Here is an 18,907-nt window from a genome sequence, read left to right as displayed (position 1 = left end):
CACCCTCTCCCCTCGCGCGGGAGAGAGGGGACGGAGAGACGCAAGACGCGAGCCGCGAGTCCCTTCTCCCCGTCGAAAGCCTACGGCATGCACATATCTCTTGCGCGCCGGTGCGGCGGATACTGCTCATGAAAGGGATCCTTCGGGAACCCAACCGGCTCAACCCCGCTCGGTCGGGATTGCCCCTCAACCGGCTGCCGCCACCTTCTCCCCGCAGGCGGGGAGAAGGGATATGCCGCGCCCGCTCGCTCCCTCGGGCGGGCGGTGAATGCGGGGTTCAGTTGGCGCCGCTTGTCCCTTCTCCCCGCCTGCGGGGAGAAGGTGGCGGCAGGCGGATGAGGGGCATGCCGCAAAGCTTTTCGCCAAAAAGCCCCTACTCCCGCACCTGCAGCCCGTCGACGAACAGCCGCTCTAGAAAGCGTGCGGCGTCCTCGAAGCGCCCCTCGCCGGCATTCTCCTGGCCGAGCACGGCGCGCACCTGAACGTCGAAGTCGGCATAGTGCTGCGTCGTCGACCAGATGGCGAAGATCAGGTGATAAGGGTCGCATTTTGCGATCTTGCCCGCCTTGGCCCAGCTGCGGATGACCTCGGCCTTCTCGTCCACCAGTTGCTTCAGCGGACCCTTGAGCTCGTCCACGATACGCGGGGCGCCCTGCAGGACCTCATTGGCGAACAGCCGGCTTTCGCGCGGGAAGTCGCGCGCCATTTCGAGCTTGCGGCGGATATAGCTGCGGATCTCGGCGACCGGATTGCCCTCGGCATCGAACGCGCGCAGCGGATCGAGCCAGGTGTCGAGAACGCGGTCTATCAGCGCGCGATGCATCGCCTCTTTGGTGCGGAAATAATAGAGCAGGTTCGGCTTCGACATGCCCGCCACGTCGGCGATCTGATCGATCGTCGAACCGCGAAAGCCGTTTGCGGAAAACACCTCCAGCGCCGCCTCGAGGATCTGCTCCTCCTTCTCCTCCTGAATGCGCGTGCGCCTCTGGGTTCTAGCCGCTCTCGGAAGTACCATCTCGTCCCCTGTCCATACCCCCAGGCATATGACGTCCGGCGCGGGCTGCCCAAAAATCGGACGCGCCGTTTTTTTGAGCAACAACTCCTGTTTTTTTCTTTTTCCGGCTTGAGTGCCGCCACGGAAGTTGTAATGTTTACCAACCGGTCAAATTATCAGTCAGATTGCCGACAAAGGCAACGCCTGATCGAAGGGCATCACAACAAGGCCCCGATTTGGCCGACGGGAACATGAGGGCTATCCCGGGGAGGGACTGGCCGACAATAGAGGAGAACGCCATGGCAGCACCTGGCGAGAATAGGCGCGTCAATGCCGACCGTCTATGGGATTCGTTGATGGAAATGGCGAAGATCGGCCCCGGCGTTGCCGGCGGCAACAACCGCCAGACCTTGACGGATGCGGACGGCGAAGGTCGCCGGCTTTTCCAGTCCTGGTGCGAAGAGGCGGGGCTCTCCATGGGCGTCGACAAGATGGGCACCATGTTCCTAACGCGACCCGGTACCGATCCGGATGCGCTGCCCGTCCATATCGGCTCGCATCTCGACACACAGCCGACCGGCGGCAAGTTCGACGGGGTCCTCGGCGTCCTGAGCGGCCTCGAGGCCGTACGCACGATGAACGACCTCGGCATCAAGACGAAACACCCGATCGTCGTGACCAACTGGACCAACGAGGAAGGCGCGCGTTTTGCGCCTGCCATGCTCGCCTCCGGCGTCTTTGCCGGGATCCATACCCTCGAGTACGCCTATGCCCGCAAGGATCCCGAAGGAAAGAGCTTCGGCGACGAACTGAAGCGCATCGGCTGGCTCGGCGATGAAGAGGTCGGGGCGCGCAAGATGCACGCCTATTTCGAATACCACATCGAACAGGGGCCTATCCTCGAGGCCGAGAACAAGCAGATCGGCGTCGTCACGCACTGTCAGGGCCTCTGGTGGCTGGAGTTCACGCTGACCGGCAGGGAAGCGCATACCGGCTCGACGCCGATGGACATGCGCGTCAATGCAGGCCTCGCCATGGCGCGCATCCTCGAAATGGTCCAGACCGTCGCCATGGAAAACCAGCCGGGCGCCGTCGGCGGCGTCGGCCAGATGTTCTTTTCGCCCAATTCGCGCAACGTCCTGCCGGGCAAAGTGGTGTTCACCCTCGACATCCGCTCGCCCGACCAGGCCAAACTGGACGGCATGCGCGCCCGGATCGAAGCCGAAGCGCCAAAAATCTGCGAGCGGCTCGGCGTCGGCTGTTCCATCGAGGCGGTCGGGCATTTCGACCCCGTCACCTTCGACCCCAAGCTGGTCGAGACGGTACGCGGGGCCGCCGAGAAGCTCGGCTACAGCCACATGAATCTCGTTTCCGGCGCCGGACACGATGCCTGCTGGGCCGCAAAGGTCGCGCCGACCACGATGATCATGTGCCCCTGCGTCGGCGGGCTCAGCCATAACGAGGCGGAGGATATTTCCAGGGAATGGGCGGCCGCCGGTGCGGACGTCCTGTTCCACGCCGTGCTCGAAACGGCGGAAATCGTGGAATGAGTTTTGCGGGCGGGACGGTGGTTCCGCCCTTTTCTACTGCATGTTTCCTTTGATCGTAGCCGATCAACGGACAAAACATGCAGCAACTCAAAGGCTACAGCGTCCTTTGCGCGTCTGAGACGCGCGGCGCTGCAGGCGGCCCGAGCCGCCGAAGCACCATCCAGGGGAACGAACCAATGAGCACTGTCATCAAGGGTGGAACCATCGTCACGGCCGACCTGACCTACAAGGCCGATGTAAAGGTGGAAGGCGGCAGGATCGTCGAAATCGGGCCGAATCTCTCCGGCGCCGAAACGCTCGACGCCACGGGCTGCTACGTGATGCCGGGCGGCATCGACCCGCATACGCATCTCGAAATGCCTTTCATGGGCACCTATTCCTCCGACGATTTCGAAAGCGGGACCCGCGCGGCTCTTGCCGGCGGCACCACCATGGTCGTCGATTTCGCACTCCCCTCGCCCGGCCAGTCGCTGCTCGAGGCGCTCACCATGTGGGACAACAAATCGACGCGCGCCAACTGCGACTATTCCTTCCACATGGCCATCACCTGGTGGGGCGAGCAGGTCTTCAACGAGATGGAGACGATCGTAAAGGACAAGGGCATCAACACCTTCAAGCACTTCATGGCCTACAAGGGCGCGCTGATGGTGGACGACGACGAGATGTTCTCCTCCTTCCAGCGCTGTGCGGCGCTCGGCGCGCTGCCGCTGGTCCACGCCGAAAACGGCGACGTGGTGGCGCAACTGCAGGCGAAGCTGCTGGCGGAAGGCAATAGCGGCCCGGAGGCACATGCCTATTCGCGTCCGGCAGAAGTCGAGGGCGAGGCCACCAACCGCGCGATCATGATCGCCGACATGGCCGGCTGTCCCGTCTACATCGTTCATACTTCGTGCGAACAGGCGCATGAAGCGATCCGGCGCGCCCGCGCCAAGGGCATGCGCGTCTTCGGCGAGCCCTTGATCCAGCACCTGACGCTCGATGAGACCGAATATTTCGACAAGGATTGGGACCACGCCGCCCGCCGGGTGATGTCGCCGCCCTTCCGCAACAAACTTCACCAGGACAGCCTCTGGGCGGGGCTTGCCTCCGGTTCGCTCCAGGTGGTCGCGACCGACCATTGCGCCTTCACGACCGAGCAGAAGCGCTTCGGCGTCGGCGATTTCACCAGGATCCCGAACGGCACCGGTGGGCTGGAAGACCGCATGCCGATGCTCTGGACCTATGGTGTTGCGACCGGCCGCATCACCATGAACGAATTCGTGGCGGTAACCTCCACCAACATCGCCAAGATCCTGAACATCTATCCGAAGAAGGGGGCGATCCTCGTCGGCGCCGATGCGGACCTTGTCGTCTGGGACCCGAAGCGCTCCAAGACGATCTCGGCGAAGACGCAGCAATCGGCGATCGACTACAACGTCTTCGAGGGAAAGACGGTCACCGGTCTGCCGCGCTTCACGCTGACGCGCAGCGTGGTTTCGATCGAGGAAGGAACCGTGAAGACGCAGGAGGGCCACGGCGAATTCGTCCGGCGCGATCCCTTCCCGGCGGTCAGCACCGCGCTTTCCACCTGGAAGGAAGTGACGGCGCCACGGGCGGTGCAGCGCAGCGGCATTCCCGCAAGCGGCGTCTGATCCGAGATGCCGCAGCCCTGTGCCTTTAGAGAAAAAACCGTACCCGGGCAGTCAGGAGGGCACCAGCCCGTCGAGCTCGGGCAGCAGCACGACGCTCTCGTTTCCTTTCGGGTCCGTCCGGGCGATCACCGCCGTGCAAGGGGCGTCCGAGAGGTTCGCCGGGAGGTGCGGCACGCCGGGGGGAATGTAGAGCATATCTCCCGCCCTGGTGATCACGTGTTCTTCGAGCCGCTCGCCGAACCAGGTGTGCGCTTCGCCGGAGAGCACGTAGATCGCCGTTTCGTGGGTCTCATGAAGATGTGCCTTGGCGCGCGCACCGGGCGGCATGGTCACGAGATGCATGCAGATGCCGGTGGAGCCGACCGTTTCCGCGGCAATACCCTCGAAATAATCGAGCCCCTGCTTGCCGGCAAAGGCATCGCCCGGGCGGACCACGTGACAGCCAGGATTGGGTGATCGAGACATGACCGTCCTCCAGAATACGCTGAAAAGCCAACAGCAGGCGACCTCGCCGGCAAATCCGCCATTGCATGTTGCGGGTCCGGATAGCAGTCTGACACAGGCAGTCGATAATGAGAATCCGTCCATGACATCCAATCCCGCCTCCGTGGTCTCGGCCCGGAACCTCGGCCTGACGTTCGAGACCAGCGACGGACCGGTCAATGCACTTACCGGCGTGAATCTCGACGTGGTCAAGGGCGACTTCGTCTCCTTCATCGGCCCGTCCGGCTGCGGCAAGACGACGTTTCTGCGCGTCATCGCCGATCTCGAAAAGGCGACGGCCGGCACCATTTCCGTCAACGGCATGACGCCCGAGGAGGCCCGCCGGCGGCGCGCCTATGGCTATGTCTTCCAGGCGGCCGCCCTTTATCCCTGGCGCACGATCGAAAAAAACATCGCGCTGCCGCTGGAGATCATGGGTTACTCCAGCGAGGACCGGAAGGCGCGGATCGAGCGGACGCTGGAACTCGTCAACCTCTCGGGCTTCGGCAAGAAATATCCCTGGCAGCTGTCCGGCGGCATGCAGCAGCGCGCGTCGATTGCCCGGGCGCTGGCCTTCGATGCCGATCTCCTTTTGATGGACGAGCCCTTCGGGGCGCTCGACGAGATCGTCCGCGACCATTTGAACGAGCAACTCCTCAAGCTCTGGGCGCGCACCGACAAGACCATCTGTTTCGTCACGCACTCCATTCCGGAAGCGGTCTACCTCTCGACCAAGATCATCGTCATGAGCCCCCGCCCCGGCCGCGTGACGGACGTCATCGAATCGACCCTACCGAGGGAACGTCCGCTCGGCATTCGGGAAACGCCGGAATTCCTCGAGATCGCGCATCGCGTGCGCGAGGGCTTGAGAGCGGGGCACAGCTATGACGAGTAGCCGCGCCGCTCAAGTGTCCTGTCGCGATGCGACCTTGGCGGACATGCCGGCATGCGCCGGTATTCTCAATCGCTGGATAGACGCCACACCGTGGATGCCGCGGGTTCATCCGCAGGAGGATGTGGAGCGGCATTACCGGGAAAGCGTCTTTGCAAACGGACCCGTCATCGTTGCCGACTGTCGGGGCGAAATCGCCGGCTTCCTCGCTCTGTCCGCGGATGGCTTCGTCACCGCGCTCTATCTGGATGAACGGCACAGAGGCGTCGGAATCGGAACCACCCTCATCCGCGAAGCCAAGAAACGCGCGAGATCCGAGCTCAAGCTTTGGACATTTGAACACAACGGTGGCGCCCAGCGCTTCTATGAACGTGAGGGCTTCCTGCCGGTGCGCAGAACGGGCGGCGACAACGAGGAGGGCCTGCCGGACATTCTGTACCACTGGCGCTCCGAACCGTTGCGCGAAAGGGAGGCCTGACCATGCGCGAGGAAAGCCTCCTCAAGGACAAGCTCCTTCCCGTCTCCACCGTCGTCCTCCTGTTGATCGCGGGCTGGTACGTCGCATCGGTCTTCCTGAACGCACCTTTCGAACGGGATACCGCCGCCCGCGCCGGCACCGAGATCGGCTTTTCCGAAATCCTCCGCAATACCATGGCCCAGGAACGCCCGGTGCTGCCTGCTCCGCACCAGGTGATCGCCGAGATCTGGGATACGACCGCCAATAAGGCGATCACCTCGAAGCGCAGCCTGGTCTATCATGCCTGGATCACGCTTTCGGCCACTTTGCTCGGCTTCGGCATCGGCACGGTGCTGGGCGTGCTGCTGGCCGTCGGTATCGTCCACAACCGCGCAATGGACCGATCGCTCATGCCCTGGGTGATCGCCAGTCAGACGATACCGATCCTGGCGATCGCGCCGATGATCATCGTCGTGCTCAACGCCATCGGCATTTCCGGCCTGCTTCCGAAGGCGCTGATTTCCACCTATCTTTCGTTCTTCCCGGTTGTCGTCGGCATGGTCAAGGGGCTGCGCAGCCCCGAAACGATCCAGCTCGACCTGATGCACACCTATAACGCCTCGCCCGCTCAGACCTTCTGGAAGCTGCGCTGGCCTTCGTCCATGCCCTATCTCTTCACCTCGTTGAAGGTTGCCGTCGCGATCTCGCTCGTCGGCGCCATCGTCGGCGAACTCCCGACCGGCGCGGTCGCCGGACTCGGCGCACGCCTGCTCGCCGGGTCCTATTACGGACAGACCGTACAGATCTGGGCGGCGCTGTTCATGGCTGCGGCACTCGCCGCGGTCCTCGTCATGATCGTCGGCCTGGCGCATACGGCCGTCCTGAAGCGCATGGGGGCAAAACCATGAACCTTGCCGCTCTCGCGGGCGCCATCCTCTTCTGGCTCGCTGCCTGGGCCGTCAACGAATGGCTGGTCCGAAAGCAGTTCGCAAGCGACGCCGCGAACAACGCGGCACGTGTTGCCGTGCCTCTCCTCTTCGGCATCACCATACTCGTCCTCTGGGAAGGCATCGTCCGCGGCTTCGCCGTTCCATCGGTGCTATTGCCGGCGCCCTCGATGATCTGGCAGCGGCTGATCAATTCGCTGCCGACGCTGGCGGCCGATTTCCGGCAGACCTTCTTGAAATCCGTGCTGACCGGCTACGCGCTCGGCTGCGGCCTCGGCTTCGTCGTCGCAATCCTCATCGATCGTTCGCCCTTCCTGCAGAAGGGGCTGCTGCCACTTGGCAATTTCGTCTCCGCCCTCCCCGTCATCGGTGTCGCCCCGATCATGGTCATGTGGTTCGGCTTCGACTGGCAGTCGAAAGTGGCGGTCGTCGTCATCATGACCTTCTTCCCGATGCTGGTGAACACGGTTTCGGGGCTTGCGGCCGCCAGCCACATGGAGCGCGATCTGATGCGCACCTATGCCGCCTCCTGGTGGCAGACACTCGTCAAGCTCCGGTTGCCGGCCGCCTGGCCTTTTATTTTCAACGCTCTCAAGATTAACTCCACGCTGGCGCTGATCGGTGCGATCGTGGCCGAATTCTTCGGAACGCCCATCGTCGGCATGGGCTTCCGGATCTCCACGGAAGTGGGCCGCATGAATGTCGACATGGTCTGGGCCGAAATCGCCGTAGCGGCGGTGGCTGGCTCCGTCTTCTACGGGGTGGTCGCGCTCATCGAACGCGCCGTCACCTTCTGGCATCCGTCCATCCGCAGTGGCCGGACCTGACAATGAAGCAACGATAAGAGGGAACTGGAATGAACAAGAAACTTGCATCTCTGCTGGCAGCGGGCGTCTTTTCGCTCGCGGCCTTCCATGCCAATGCCGCCGAAAAGGTCACACTTCAGCTGAAGTGGGTGACCCAGGCCCAGTTCGCCGGCTACTACGTGGCGAAGGACAAGGGCTTTTACGAGGAAGAGGGCCTCGACGTCGAAATCAAGCCCGGCGGCCCGGATATCGCACCGGCGCAGGTGATTGCCGGCGGCGGCGCCGACGTCATCGTCGACTGGATGCCCTCCGCGCTGGCCACGCGCGAAAAGGGCGTACCGCTCGTCAATATCGCCCAGCCCTTCAAGACATCGGGCATGATGCTCACCTGTCTGAAGGAATCCGGAGTGAAGGGTCCCGAAGACTTCAAGGGCAAGACCCTCGGCGTCTGGTTCTTCGGCAACGAATATCCGTTCCTCTCCTGGATGTCGCACCTGAAGATCCCGACGGATGGCGGACCGGATGGCGTGACCGTGTTGAAGCAGGGGTTCAACGTCGATCCGCTGATCCAGAAGCAGGCCGCCTGCATCTCCACCATGACCTACAACGAATACTGGCAGGTCATCGACGCCGGCATCAAGCCGGAGGATCTGGTCACCTTCAAATATGAGGACCAGGGCGTCGCCACGCTCGAAGACGGCCTCTACGTGCTCGAGGACAAGCTCAAGGACGAGGCCTTCAAGGACAAGATGGTGAAGTTCGTCCGCGCCTCGATGAAGGGCTGGAAATATGCCGAGGAGAATCCGGACGAGGCGGCCGATATCGTACTCGAGAACGACTCCACCGGCGCGCAGACGGAAAAGCACCAGAAGCGCATGATGGGCGAAGTCGCCAAGCTGACTGCAGGTTCCAGCGGCGCCCTCGACGAGGCGGATTACAAGCGCACCGTCCAGTCGCTGCTGGCCGGCGGCTCCGACCCGGTCATATCCAAGGAGCCGGAAGGCGCCTGGACGCACGACATCACGGACGCGGCGCTTAAGTAGGACTCCACACGAACGGAAGGAGCGCGTGGCCCTCGCCTCGCGCTCCCCAGCGGAGTTGTGCCGCTTGCCGCAGCAGCGAGAACTCGCACCCCGTGGTTAAAGGTCGCAGCGTTACTACCCTGGAGAAGCGCACCGACCGAAGCCCGCCGGCACCAGAAAAGCTCGATTCCAATGGCTTAGCGTGGAGGGCTCGCTGTCGAACGGCGAAAATCTCGCATCCTGCCGTGGTTGTTAAGACTACCTTCAGGTTGCACCCGTATTGCATCCGAAGACGCATGACAGTAGAAATAGTGAGGCACCATTGCTTCGCCGCTCTTGTAAGCATTTGCTCCGGCGACTACATAGGCCGGAACGTTTGACTGGAGGGCAAGCGTATGGAGGAATCTTTATTTCTTTAGGGTTGCCCATCAGGGAATTTTCTTCCCGTCCGGTGCCTGTGGTTTGACACCGCTGCCCCGGGCAGCAATTCAAAGTGCTGCAGCGGTCCTTGCGCGTCCGGCAAGACGCGCGGCGCTGTAGGTGAAATAGCGTGATTGCGGCCGGATATTCGCCCCTGCGCGGGCGTGATCGGGCATGTTTGCTTCAGCTTCGGGAAAACAGGCCTATGGCTCAGAAACTCCTGCCTCTCGTCGGCGCTTGTGCAGCGATGCTCCTGTCCGCGCTTGTAAGCGCTTCGGCCGAAGAGGCCGTCAAGTCCCCGCAAAAACAGGCGCCGCCATCCATCGTCGTGACCGAAGCGACGGAGCGTGCGATTACCGACCGCGTCATTGCGACCGGTTCGATCGAGGCGGTGGACGAGATCTACGTCTCTCCGCTGGTCGATGGACTTGCCATCCGGTCGCTCAACGTCGATGTCGGCGACCGGGTCGAGGAAGGCGGCACGCTCGCCGTGCTCAATGAGGACGCGCTGCTCCTGCAGAAGAGCCAGCTCGAGGCCAATCTCGCAAAGGCCGAGGCGTCGCTTGCCCAGCTGCACGCCCAGCTTGCCGAAGTGACGGCCAATTCGGAGGAGGCGACGCGTGTGGCAGAGCGTGCCGTGCAGCTTTCCAAGAACGGTACGGTATCGACGGCCGAGGCCGACCGCTTGAAAGCGCTCGCTGCCGCGGGCCGCGCACGCGTCCGCTCGGCCGAGCAGTCGGTGAGCGTCGCAACGGCAGATATCAAGGTGGTGCAGGCCCAGATAGACGACGTCGACCTGCGTCTCGCACGAACCGCCGTTAAGGCGCCGGTCAGCGGCGTCATCTCGCGAAAGAACGCCAAGGTGGGTGCGATCGCCAGCGGCAGCGGCGAGCCGCTGTTCGCGATCATTCGCGACGGCGAAATCGAGATGTGGGCCGATGTCGCCGAGTCCGATGTCATCAAGCTTGCCGTGGGGCAGACAGCCACGGTCAAGCTTGCCGGCAGCACCACCACGATCGAGGGGAAGATCCGGTTGATCGCGCCCACGGTCGACCCGCAGACCCGCCTCGGCACGGTGCGTATCAGCCTGACCGACGCATCCAAGGCGCGCGCGGGCATGTATGCCAGCGCAGTGATCGTGGCGGAGCAGAAGGAAGCGGTGGTTTTGCCGCAAACGGCCGTTACATCGGAAGACGGCAAGTCCATCGTCCGCAAGGTCGAAGACGGCGTCGTGCGCCTGGTACCTGTCGAAACGGGCATTCAGGACGGACAATTCATCGAGATACTCTCCGGCATCAAACCGGGTGAGCAGGCGGTGGCGAAGGCCGGTGCCTATGTGCGCGATGGCGACCGCATCAATCCGGTCGAATCCGCCGAGCCGGCAACCAACTGACGGGAACATGAGACCATGAACTTCTCCGCCTGGTCCATCCGCAATCCGGTCGCGCCCATCCTGGCGTTTTTCGTGCTCGTGGTGCTCGGATGGCAGTCGTTCAATTCGCTGCCCATCACGCGCTTCCCGAACATCGACGTGCCGATCGTTTCGATCGCCGTCACACAGAGCGGTGCGGCGCCCGCCGAACTGGAAACCCAGGTCACCAAGGAGATCGAGGACGCGGTCGCCGGCGTCTCCGGCGTCGACCATATCGAGTCGACGATCACCGACGGCATTTCGACGACCGCCGTCATCTTCCGCATGGAAGTCCCGACGACGCAGGCCGTGCAGGATGTCAAGGATGCCATCGACCGCATCCGAAGCGACCTGCCGACCTCGATCGAAGAGCCGATCGTTTCCAAGGTCGATGTGGAAGGCCAGGCGATCCAGACATTTTCCGTCTCGTCGCCCGGCATGACGCTGGAAGAGCTCTCCTGGTTCGTCGACGACACGATCAAGCGCGCCATCCAGGGCCAAACCGGCATCGGCCGTGTCGACCGCTACGGCGGCTCCGACCGCGAGGTCCGGGTCGAGCTCGATGAGGACCGTCTGAATTCCTTCGGCATCAGCGCCGCCGACGTCAACGCCCAGCTTCGCCGAATGAACATGGACCTCGGTTCCGGCCGCGGCCAGGTCGGCGGCAGCGAACAGGCGATCCGCACATTGGGCGACACGCGCGACGTAACGGCGCTGGCGGGTACGATGATCTCGCTGCCGAACGGCCGCTTCGTCCGTCTGTCGGAACTCGGCAAGGTGATCGACACCTATGAGGAGCCGAAGTCGTTCTCCCGCTTCAACGGGCAGCCGGGCGTCACCTTCGCCGTGTTCCGCGCCAAGGGGGCGAGCGAAGTGTCGGTCGCGGAAACCGTCGGCAAGACGCTCGATGAAATCCGCGCGAAGCATCCGGATGTCTCCATCGAGATGGTGGACGATTCGGTCTACTTCACCTACGGCAACTACGAAGCGGCGATTCATACGCTGATCGAGGGCGCCGTGCTCGCCGTCATCGTGGTTATGCTGTTCCTGCGCAACTGGCGCGCGACCTTGATCTCGGCGGTCGCACTGCCGCTCTCAGCCATCCCCACCTTCTGGGTGATGGAACTGCTCGGCTTCTCGCTGAACCTCGTCAGCTTCCTGGCGATGACGCTCGCGACGGGTATTCTCGTCGACGATGCGATCGTGGAGATCGAGAACATCGAGCGTCATATCCGCATGGGCAAGTCGCCTTACCGCGCAGCGATCGAGGCTGCGGACGAGATCGGCCTTGCGGTGATCGCCACCACCTTCACGATCATCGCCGTCTTCGTGCCCGTATCCTTCATGCCTGGCATTCCGGGACAGTACTTCATCCAGTTCGGCCTGACGGTCGCCGTCTCGGTGTTCTTCTCGCTCCTGGTCGCCCGCCTGATCACGCCGGTCATGGCCGCCTATCTGATGAAGCCTTCGGATGTCAGCGGGCATCATGACGATGAAGGCTTCATGATGCGCCAGTACACGCGCCTCGTACGCTTCACCACGAAGCGCTGGTACACGCGCTACTCCACGCTGCTTGCGGCGATCCTGGTCTCGGTCGGTTCCGTGGTCGCGCTGCTCGTCTTCGTCCCGGGCAGCTTCCTGCCGCCGGAAGACAGCTCGCGCGTCAGCCTGTCCATCGAACTGCCGCCGGACGCAATGCTCGCGGATACGGACCGGACCACCACCGAGATCTACAATCGCGTCAAGGATATCGACGGCGTGGAAAACGTCTTCGTACTCGGCGGCGCCTCGCCCAAGGGCGACCTCGAACTGCGACGCGCTGCCGTCACGGTGCTGCTCGAGAAGCTCGATCATTCGCTGATCAACAAGGTCGTCAACGACGTGATCGGCCGCACACCGCTGATCGGCCAATACCTGCCGAAGCTGCCCCCGGCCGGTCGGATCAAGCCGCAATCGGAGATCGAGAAGGAAATCTTCGCCCGATTGCGATCGATTCCCGATGTCCGCGTCACCAAGCTGAACGATCGCGGCGAGCGTGATCTGTCGTTCAACCTGCTTTCCAGCAACGAGGCGGATCTCGACGAGGCGGTCGCCACCCTGGAAGCGGATCTGCGCCGAGATCCGCTGCTTGCCAACGTTAGCCCCGAGGGAGCGCTGCCCCGACCGGAACTGCAGATCCGGCCGCGCGACGAGCAGATGTCGCGCCTTGGCATCACGACGGCGCAGATCTCCGAGGTGATCCGCATCGCCACGATCGGCGATATCGACGCGCAGTTGACGAAGATTGCGCTCGATGGGCGCCTGATCCCGATCCGGGTGCAGCTCGACCGTGATTTTCGCACCGACCTGGCGGCGATCCGCAACCTGAAGGTCCAGACGGCATCCGGAGCGACCGTTCCGCTGTCGAGCGTCGCGGACATCAACTATGCGGAAGGGCCGAGTTCCATCAAGCGCTACGACCGCTACCGCGTCGTCAAGCTCGGCGCCGACCTGCCCGCCGGCGTGGCGCTCGACACGGCATCGGCCCGCTTCAGGGAAATCGCCGCCGACGCCGATCTGCCTGAAACGGTCCAGTTCCTTGAAAGCGGCGACGCCGAGGTGCAGGCAGAGATGCAGGAGAGCTTCGGCAACGCCATGCTGCTGGGTCTGATGATGGTGCTGGTCGTGCTCATCCTCCTGTTCAAGGATGTGATACAGCCTTTCACCATCCTGTTCTCGCTGCCGCTCGCGATCGGCGGCGTGGCAGCCGCCTTGATCCTGACTCAGAACGCGCTGTCGATGCCGGTGCTGATCGGTATCCTGATGCTGATGGGCATCGTCACCAAGAACGCCATCCTGCTCGTCGACTTCGGTATCGAGATGATGCATCACGGCATGGACCGGACGCTCGCCATGATCGAGGCCGGACGGAAGCGGGCTCGTCCGATCGTCATGACCTCGATCGCCATGTCCGCGGGCATGCTGCCCTCGGCGCTGGGCGTCGGCGAAGGCGGTTCCTTCCGTGCACCGATGGCGATCGCCGTCATCGGAGGCATCATCGTTTCGACGGTCCTGAGCCTCGTCGTGGTTCCGTCCTTCTTCCTGATCATGGACGACCTGTCGCGTCTCCTCGCCTGGGCTTTCGGCCGCTTCATCGGCAAGAAGGACGAGGAGGAACTGCCGCTCGACCAGGAGGCGCTGAGCAAGCTTGCCGCCGAACAGGGCAGCACGATCGAGAGCCTCGAAGAGCGCATCAAGGCGCTCGAAGACGAGAAGCGCCGCAAGTCCGACGGCAAGGTCATCAGCCATCCGGCGCTGGCCGCGGAATAGGACGAGAGCTGCGCCGGGGTGCTGCTCAGAGCGGGTCGACCCGGTCTAAAAACAACGTGATCTAAGGCCTGTTGAGATTCGGGATACCTGCGGCGGCTTGTTTGATTTCCTCATCCCTGTGCCCGTCACAGGGATCCAGCCAGACCAAGTCCTTGGGCTGAAAGAACTCTTCCCGCGCCGCAGACGCGGCGCTGCTGGATCTCTGTGACAAGCACAGAGATGAGGAGGAGGAGAAGCGCCATCATCCATCTCGCAGCAAATCACGTTCATGTTTTTAGGCCGACCGACCTAAACATCGTGATCTAGAGCCCCCCGTGCACCGTCAGGAACTCTACGATCCGCTCCACCCCGTCGCCGCGTTTCATATCCGAGAACACGAACGGCTTTTCGGCTCGCATCCGGGCCGCGTCGCGTTCCATGACCCCGAGGTCGGCACCGACGTAAGGGGCGAGATCCTTCTTGTTGATCACCAGCAGATCGGACCTGGTGATGCCCGGTCCGCCCTTGCGCGGAATTTCCTCGCCCTGGCAGACCGAGATCACATAAATCGTAAGATCCGCGAGATCGGGCGAGAAGGTCGCTGCCAGATTGTCCCCTCCCGACTCGATGAAGACGACATCGAGATCGGGAATGCGGCGGTTGAGATCGGCGATCGCCTGAAGATTGATCGATGCATCTTCGCGGATCGCCGTGTGGGGGCATCCGCCCGTCTCGACTCCGACGATCCGCTCCGAAGGCAAGGCCTGCATGCGCACCAGCGCCTCGGCATCTTCCTTGGTGTAGATGTCGTTCGTGACCACCGCGACGGAATATTTCTCCCGCATGGCTTTGCAGAGCTTGTCGGTGAGCGCCGTCTTTCCGGATCCGACCGGACCGCCGATACCGACGCGCAGAGGACCGTTTTTCGATGGCATCTTTTCTATCCTTTCGAAGTCCGTCCGTTGTTCCGTTAAGTGCGGAACAATCGTGAATGCAATATCTCGTGTCTCAGCGAGGCAATGTCGGCGATGATCGTCGCGGCGCCAAGATCATCGAGCGAGGCGCGCGCGGCGCGCGTTGCCACCGCCCCTATCGTTTTCTCCATTCGCGCAAGCATGCCGACCCCGTCGCGCTGGCCGGTAACGCCGCAGCGGATGGCCACCGACACCGCGTTCGATATGGTGGCGTTGAGAAAGGCGGCGAGCGCCGCTTCGAGGCCGGTGCGGTGCGCTCCGGCGACCGCGCCGACCGCCACCGGATAGGCGGCCCTCGCGCCAGGGAATTCGAGCGACGCGTGCGGCCAGTGGCCGGCGGCGGCCAGGAATGCTTCGCCGAGGAGCATGGTTTCCATATGCCGCTCGCGCGATCCGGCCAGCGCTTCGGCCAGTTCCGATGCCGCAATCAACCGCGCGGCATCGTCACATGCACGGTAACCTTCCGCCAGAAGCAGCGCGTCGTTCCACGTCGTGCCGTGATCCAGGAGCGTTTCGCACCAGAACCGCAAATCGTCGACACCGGTGACAAGCCGGTCATGAATCGCCTGCTCCAGACCGCCGGAATAGGAGAAGGAGCCGACCGGAAAGGCGGGCGAGAGCCAGGTAACGAGACGCAGGAGCGCCTGCGTATCGGCATGCTCAGCCATGGCGGTGGTGATCGCCGTGACCGTGTTGGTGATAGGCGCCGTGCAGGGGATGGAAGGGTTCGTTCACTTCATCGACGGTCGCGCCAAGGCCCTCCAGCATCGCGCGAATGACCGGGTCGCGGGCGATCAGAATCCGCCCCTCTTCCACCGCCGCCGGGAGGTGCCGGTTGCCGAGATGCCAGGCAAGCTCCATCAGGTGCAGCGGGTTTCGCGCGCGGATGTCGTAAAGCGCTTCCGCTGCCGCCTTCACCTCGATATGGCCGCCTCCCTCGAGCACCAGAAGATCGCCATCGGCGAGCATCACGGGCTCCTTGAGATCCAGCATCACCACATCGTCGTTTTCGAGGTGCAGGAGCTTGCGGCGCAGATGGCGCTGCTCATGCGTCAGGGTCAAGCGATGAAGCGGCGCCCTTTCGCCGGGACCGGGCGAAAGAACTTCGGTCGAGCGATAGGGCACGTCAGACCACCTCGATCTTTTCCGGATGCACGATCTCGACGCGGGCGCTCGCCAAAAGATTCGCCGCCGCCGTCTGAAAGGCCTTCAGATGCGGTTCGGCGAAATGCGCATCGATAGCCGCCCTGTCCTTCCATGTTTCGACGAACACCAGCGCATCGGAATCCGTGGGCTTGCGATAGAGCTCATAGCTGACGCAACCGGCCTCTTTCAGCGTCGCTTCGATCAGCGGCGTCGTCAGTGCCACGACCTCGTCGCCCTTGCCCGCATGCGCCGTCAGATATGCAATGATGTAAACCATGGATTTCTGCATTCCCCTTACCGGTGAAACGAGGAAACGTGCACGGTTCGCGCCCCCGCATCCGCTCCTCCTGGAAGTCTTCACTGTAGCAAGAAAAAGCCCCGGCACCAGCAAGAAGGCGAAAATCGCGTGGATTTTCAGGAACCTGCTTGCGGCAGCCGGGGCTTTATCGATTCGGTAAAATCGGGATCAGGCGGCGAGCTTCTTGGACTTCAGCGCCGCGAGGATGTTCTGCGGCGAGGAGACGCCGTAGGGATCGCTGTCGCAGTTGTCGGAGTAGCCTTCCTCTTCGAACCACTGCTCGACAACGCCGTTGTTGATGACGGCGGCATAGCGCCAGGAGCGCATGCCGAAGCCGAGATTGTCCTTGGCGACGAGCATGCCCATCTTGCGGGTGAACTCGCCCGAACCGTCCGGAATGAGCTTGACGTTCTCGAGGCCCTGCGATTTGCCCCAGGCGTTCATCACGAAGGCGTCATTGACGGAGACGCAGTAGATCTCGTCGATCCCGAGAGTCCGGAATTCGGAGGTGAGCTTTTCGAAGTCCGGCAGCTGGTAGGTCGAGCAGGTCGGGGTGAAAGCACCCGGCAGCGAAAACAGCACGACGCGCTTGCCGGCGAAATAGTCGTCCGAGGTAACGTCCTGCCAGCGGAACGGATTGGAACCGCCGACGGACTCGTCGCGGACGCGGGTGCGGAAGGTTACAGCGGGAACTTTTCTGCCGAGCATCATCATCTCCTAAGAACTGGCTGCCGGCGGCGCAGTCTTGGGAGGACAGGCGCGCCGGCGGAAAGCGAGAGCACTTCCTAACGAAATTTCCGCTGCAGTGCAGCATCAAAGCGACGGTTGGAGACCTCCCGCATGGCAGCCATGCGACCGATGCATGTCTGTTCGGCTCAGAACAGGAAATACCGCTGCGCCATCGGCAGCACCGTCGCCGGCTCGCAGGTCAGGAGCTCGCCGTCGGCGCGGACCTCGTAGGTTTCCGGGTCGACCTCGATATGCGGCGTCAGGCTGTTGTGGATCATCGACGCCTTGCCGATGCCGCCGCGGGTATTCTGGACAGCGACGAGCTCCTTGGCGACGCCGAGCCTGCCGGCGAGCCCGGCATCGAGCGACGCCTGCGAGACGAAGGTGACCGAGGAGTTGGTCCGGCTCTTTCCATAGGCGCCGAACATCGGCCGGTAGTGGACCGGCTGCGGCGTGGGGATGGAGGCGTTCGGGTCGCCCATGGGTGCTGCGGCGATCGTGCCGCCGAGAAGCACCATGTCGGGCTTCACGCCGAAGAAGGCGGGATTCCAGAGGACCAGATCGGCGCGCTTGCCGACCTCGAGCGAGCCGATCTCATGGCTGAGGCCATGGGCTATCGCCGGGTTGATCGTATATTTGGCGATGTAGCGCTTGACCCGGAAATTGTCGTTGTCGCCGGTCTCCTCCTTGAGCCGTCCGCGCTGGCGCTTCATCTTGTCGGCGGTCTGCCAGGTGCGGATCGCCACCTCGCCGACCCGCCCCATCGCCTGGCTGTCGGAGGAAATGATCGAGAAGGCGCCGATATCGTGGAGGATATCCTCCGCTGCGATCGTCTCCTTGCGGATGCGGCTTTCGGCGAAGGCGATGTCTTCCGGAATGGTGGGCGACAGGTGATGGCATACCATCAGCATGTCGAGATGTTCCGCAAGCGTGTTCACCGTATAGGGCCGCGTCGGATTGGTCGAGGACGGGATGACGTTCGGCTGGCCGCAGATCCTGATGATATCAGGCGCATGCCCGCCGCCGGCGCCTTCCGTGTGGTAGGCGTGGATCGTCCTGCCCTTGATCGCCGCGATCGTATCCTCGACGAAGCCGCTTTCGTTGAGTGTGTCGGTATGGATCATGACCTGCACGTCGTATTCGTCGGCGACGGAGAGGCAGCAGTCGATTGCGGCCGGCGTCGTGCCCCAATCCTCGTGCAGCTTCAGCGAGGTCGCGCCGCCGAGTACCATTTCCACGAGCGCGCCAGGCAGCGACGCATTACCCTTGCCCGCAAAGGCGAGATTCATCGGAAACGCATCGGCCGCTTCGATCATGCGGGCGATGTGCCACGGTCCGGGCGTGCAGGTCGTGGCGAGCGTACCGTGCGCCGGTCCCGTCCCGCCGCCGAGCATGCAGGTCAGGCCGCTCATCAACGCCTCTTCGATCTGCTGCGGGCAGATGAAGTGTATATGGCTGTCCATGCCCCCGGCCGTGACGATCTTGCCCTCGCCGGCGATGACCTCCGTACCCGGGCCGACGATAATGGTGACGCCCGGCTGCATGTCCGGATTGCCGGCCTTGCCTATTGCCGCGATCCGCCCGTCCTTCAGCCCGATATCCGCCTTCACGATCCCCCAATGATCGAGGATAAGCGCATTGGTGATCACCGTGTCGACCGCGCCGCCTTCGCGCGTCACCTGGCTTTGGCCCATGCCGTCACGGATGACCTTGCCGCCCCCGAACTTCACCTCCTCGCCATGCGTGGTGAAATCCTTCTCGACCTCGATGAAGAGCTCGGTGTCGGCGAGGCGCACCTTGTCGCCCACGGTCGGACCGAACATGTTGGCATAGGCCGCGCGCGACATTCTGTAGGACAT

Annotated in this window: 17 protein-coding genes; 9 read left to right on the top strand and 8 right to left on the bottom strand. The window is 63.0% G+C overall.

Annotated elements, in window-relative coordinates; all coding sequences use genetic code 11:
- Nucleotides 1-373: 373 nt before the first annotated feature.
- Entirely contained in the window at nt 374-1,015 is a 642-nt protein-coding gene (gene rutR / locus M1D43_RS00745; RefSeq protein ID WP_003525590.1) for an HTH-type transcriptional regulator RutR, read from the bottom strand.
- Between the two features lie 278 nt (nt 1,016-1,293).
- Between rutR and M1D43_RS00740 the strand changes: the two genes are divergently transcribed.
- Both M1D43_RS00740 and hydA read left to right on the top strand, forming a co-directional pair.
- On the top strand, nt 1,294-2,544 hold the full coding sequence (locus tag M1D43_RS00740; RefSeq protein ID WP_153314548.1) for a Zn-dependent hydrolase: 1,251 nt from the start codon (nt 1,294-1,296) through the stop codon (nt 2,542-2,544).
- A gap of 176 nt (nt 2,545-2,720) precedes the next feature.
- Nucleotides 2,721-4,175 (top strand): dihydropyrimidinase, encoded by a 1,455-nt coding sequence (gene hydA, locus M1D43_RS00735; protein WP_153314550.1) that lies wholly within the window; start codon nt 2,721-2,723, stop codon nt 4,173-4,175.
- A gap of 51 nt (nt 4,176-4,226) precedes the next feature.
- Here the strand turns inward: hydA and M1D43_RS00730 are convergent, their stop codons facing one another.
- A complete protein-coding gene (locus M1D43_RS00730) occupies nt 4,227-4,640 on the bottom strand; it encodes a cupin domain-containing protein (protein WP_027993126.1) in 414 nt (137 codons plus the stop codon).
- Between the two features lie 121 nt (nt 4,641-4,761).
- Here M1D43_RS00730 and M1D43_RS00725 point away from each other — a divergent pair, with 121 nt between their 5' ends.
- The 7 genes from M1D43_RS00725 (at nt 4,762) to M1D43_RS00695 (ending at nt 13,922) form a co-directional block, all read left to right on the top strand.
- Entirely contained in the window at nt 4,762-5,553 is a 792-nt protein-coding gene (locus M1D43_RS00725; RefSeq protein ID WP_027993125.1) for an ABC transporter ATP-binding protein, read from the top strand.
- Entirely contained in the window at nt 5,543-6,028 is a 486-nt protein-coding gene (locus M1D43_RS00720; protein ID WP_010969950.1) for a GNAT family N-acetyltransferase, read from the top strand. The genes M1D43_RS00725 and M1D43_RS00720 overlap by 11 nt, the downstream gene beginning before the upstream one ends.
- A gap of 2 nt (nt 6,029-6,030) precedes the next feature.
- The gene (locus tag M1D43_RS00715; protein WP_013844772.1) at nt 6,031-6,915 is read left to right on the top strand and encodes an ABC transporter permease; all 885 of its coding nucleotides are present in this window, start codon (nt 6,031-6,033) and stop codon (nt 6,913-6,915) included.
- Nucleotides 6,912-7,781 (top strand): ABC transporter permease, encoded by an 870-nt coding sequence (locus tag M1D43_RS00710; RefSeq protein ID WP_003525600.1) that lies wholly within the window; start codon nt 6,912-6,914, stop codon nt 7,779-7,781. The genes M1D43_RS00715 and M1D43_RS00710 overlap by 4 nt, the downstream gene beginning before the upstream one ends.
- A gap of 29 nt (nt 7,782-7,810) precedes the next feature.
- Nucleotides 7,811-8,803, top strand: a complete 993-nt coding sequence (locus M1D43_RS00705; protein ID WP_003525601.1) for an ABC transporter substrate-binding protein — start codon at nt 7,811-7,813, stop codon at nt 8,801-8,803.
- Between the two features lie 604 nt (nt 8,804-9,407).
- Nucleotides 9,408-10,595, top strand: a complete 1,188-nt coding sequence (locus tag M1D43_RS00700) for an efflux RND transporter periplasmic adaptor subunit (protein WP_153314552.1) — start codon at nt 9,408-9,410, stop codon at nt 10,593-10,595.
- A 15-nt stretch (nt 10,596-10,610) separates the two neighbouring features.
- A complete protein-coding gene (locus tag M1D43_RS00695) occupies nt 10,611-13,922 on the top strand; it encodes an efflux RND transporter permease subunit (RefSeq protein WP_028003093.1) in 3,312 nt (1,103 codons plus the stop codon).
- Between the two features lie 302 nt (nt 13,923-14,224).
- On the opposite strand, the gene ureG is transcribed toward M1D43_RS00695, so the two are convergent.
- From ureG to ureC, 6 genes are all read right to left on the bottom strand, one after another.
- Nucleotides 14,225-14,836 (bottom strand): urease accessory protein UreG, encoded by a 612-nt coding sequence (ureG, locus tag M1D43_RS00690; RefSeq protein ID WP_153314553.1) that lies wholly within the window; start codon nt 14,834-14,836, stop codon nt 14,225-14,227.
- A gap of 35 nt (nt 14,837-14,871) precedes the next feature.
- A complete protein-coding gene (locus M1D43_RS00685; RefSeq protein WP_153314554.1) occupies nt 14,872-15,543 on the bottom strand; it encodes an urease accessory protein UreF in 672 nt (223 codons plus the stop codon).
- Nucleotides 15,536-16,000 carry an urease accessory protein UreE gene (gene ureE, locus M1D43_RS00680; protein WP_028009917.1) on the bottom strand — a complete coding sequence of 155 codons (465 nt, stop codon included), beginning with the start codon at nt 15,998-16,000 and terminating at the stop codon, nt 15,536-15,538. The genes M1D43_RS00685 and ureE overlap by 8 nt, the downstream gene beginning before the upstream one ends.
- Before the next feature lies 1 nt (nt 16,001).
- Nucleotides 16,002-16,298, bottom strand: coding sequence for a putative quinol monooxygenase (locus tag M1D43_RS00675; protein WP_027993121.1), 297 nt, complete (start codon nt 16,296-16,298; stop codon nt 16,002-16,004).
- Nucleotides 16,299-16,487: 189 nt separating this feature from the next.
- Nucleotides 16,488-17,027, bottom strand: a complete 540-nt coding sequence (locus M1D43_RS00670) for a peroxiredoxin (protein ID WP_013844776.1) — start codon at nt 17,025-17,027, stop codon at nt 16,488-16,490.
- Nucleotides 17,028-17,194: 167 nt separating this feature from the next.
- Nucleotides 17,195-18,907: an urease subunit alpha gene (gene ureC, locus M1D43_RS00665; RefSeq protein ID WP_003525612.1), complete on the bottom strand. Its 1,713-nt coding sequence runs from the start codon at nt 18,905-18,907 to the stop codon at nt 17,195-17,197.

This window comes from Ensifer sp. R1-3 (assembly GCF_056739175.1).
Note: the sequence above shows the minus strand (reverse complement) of the source record. Positions and strands in the feature narration are given on the sequence as shown.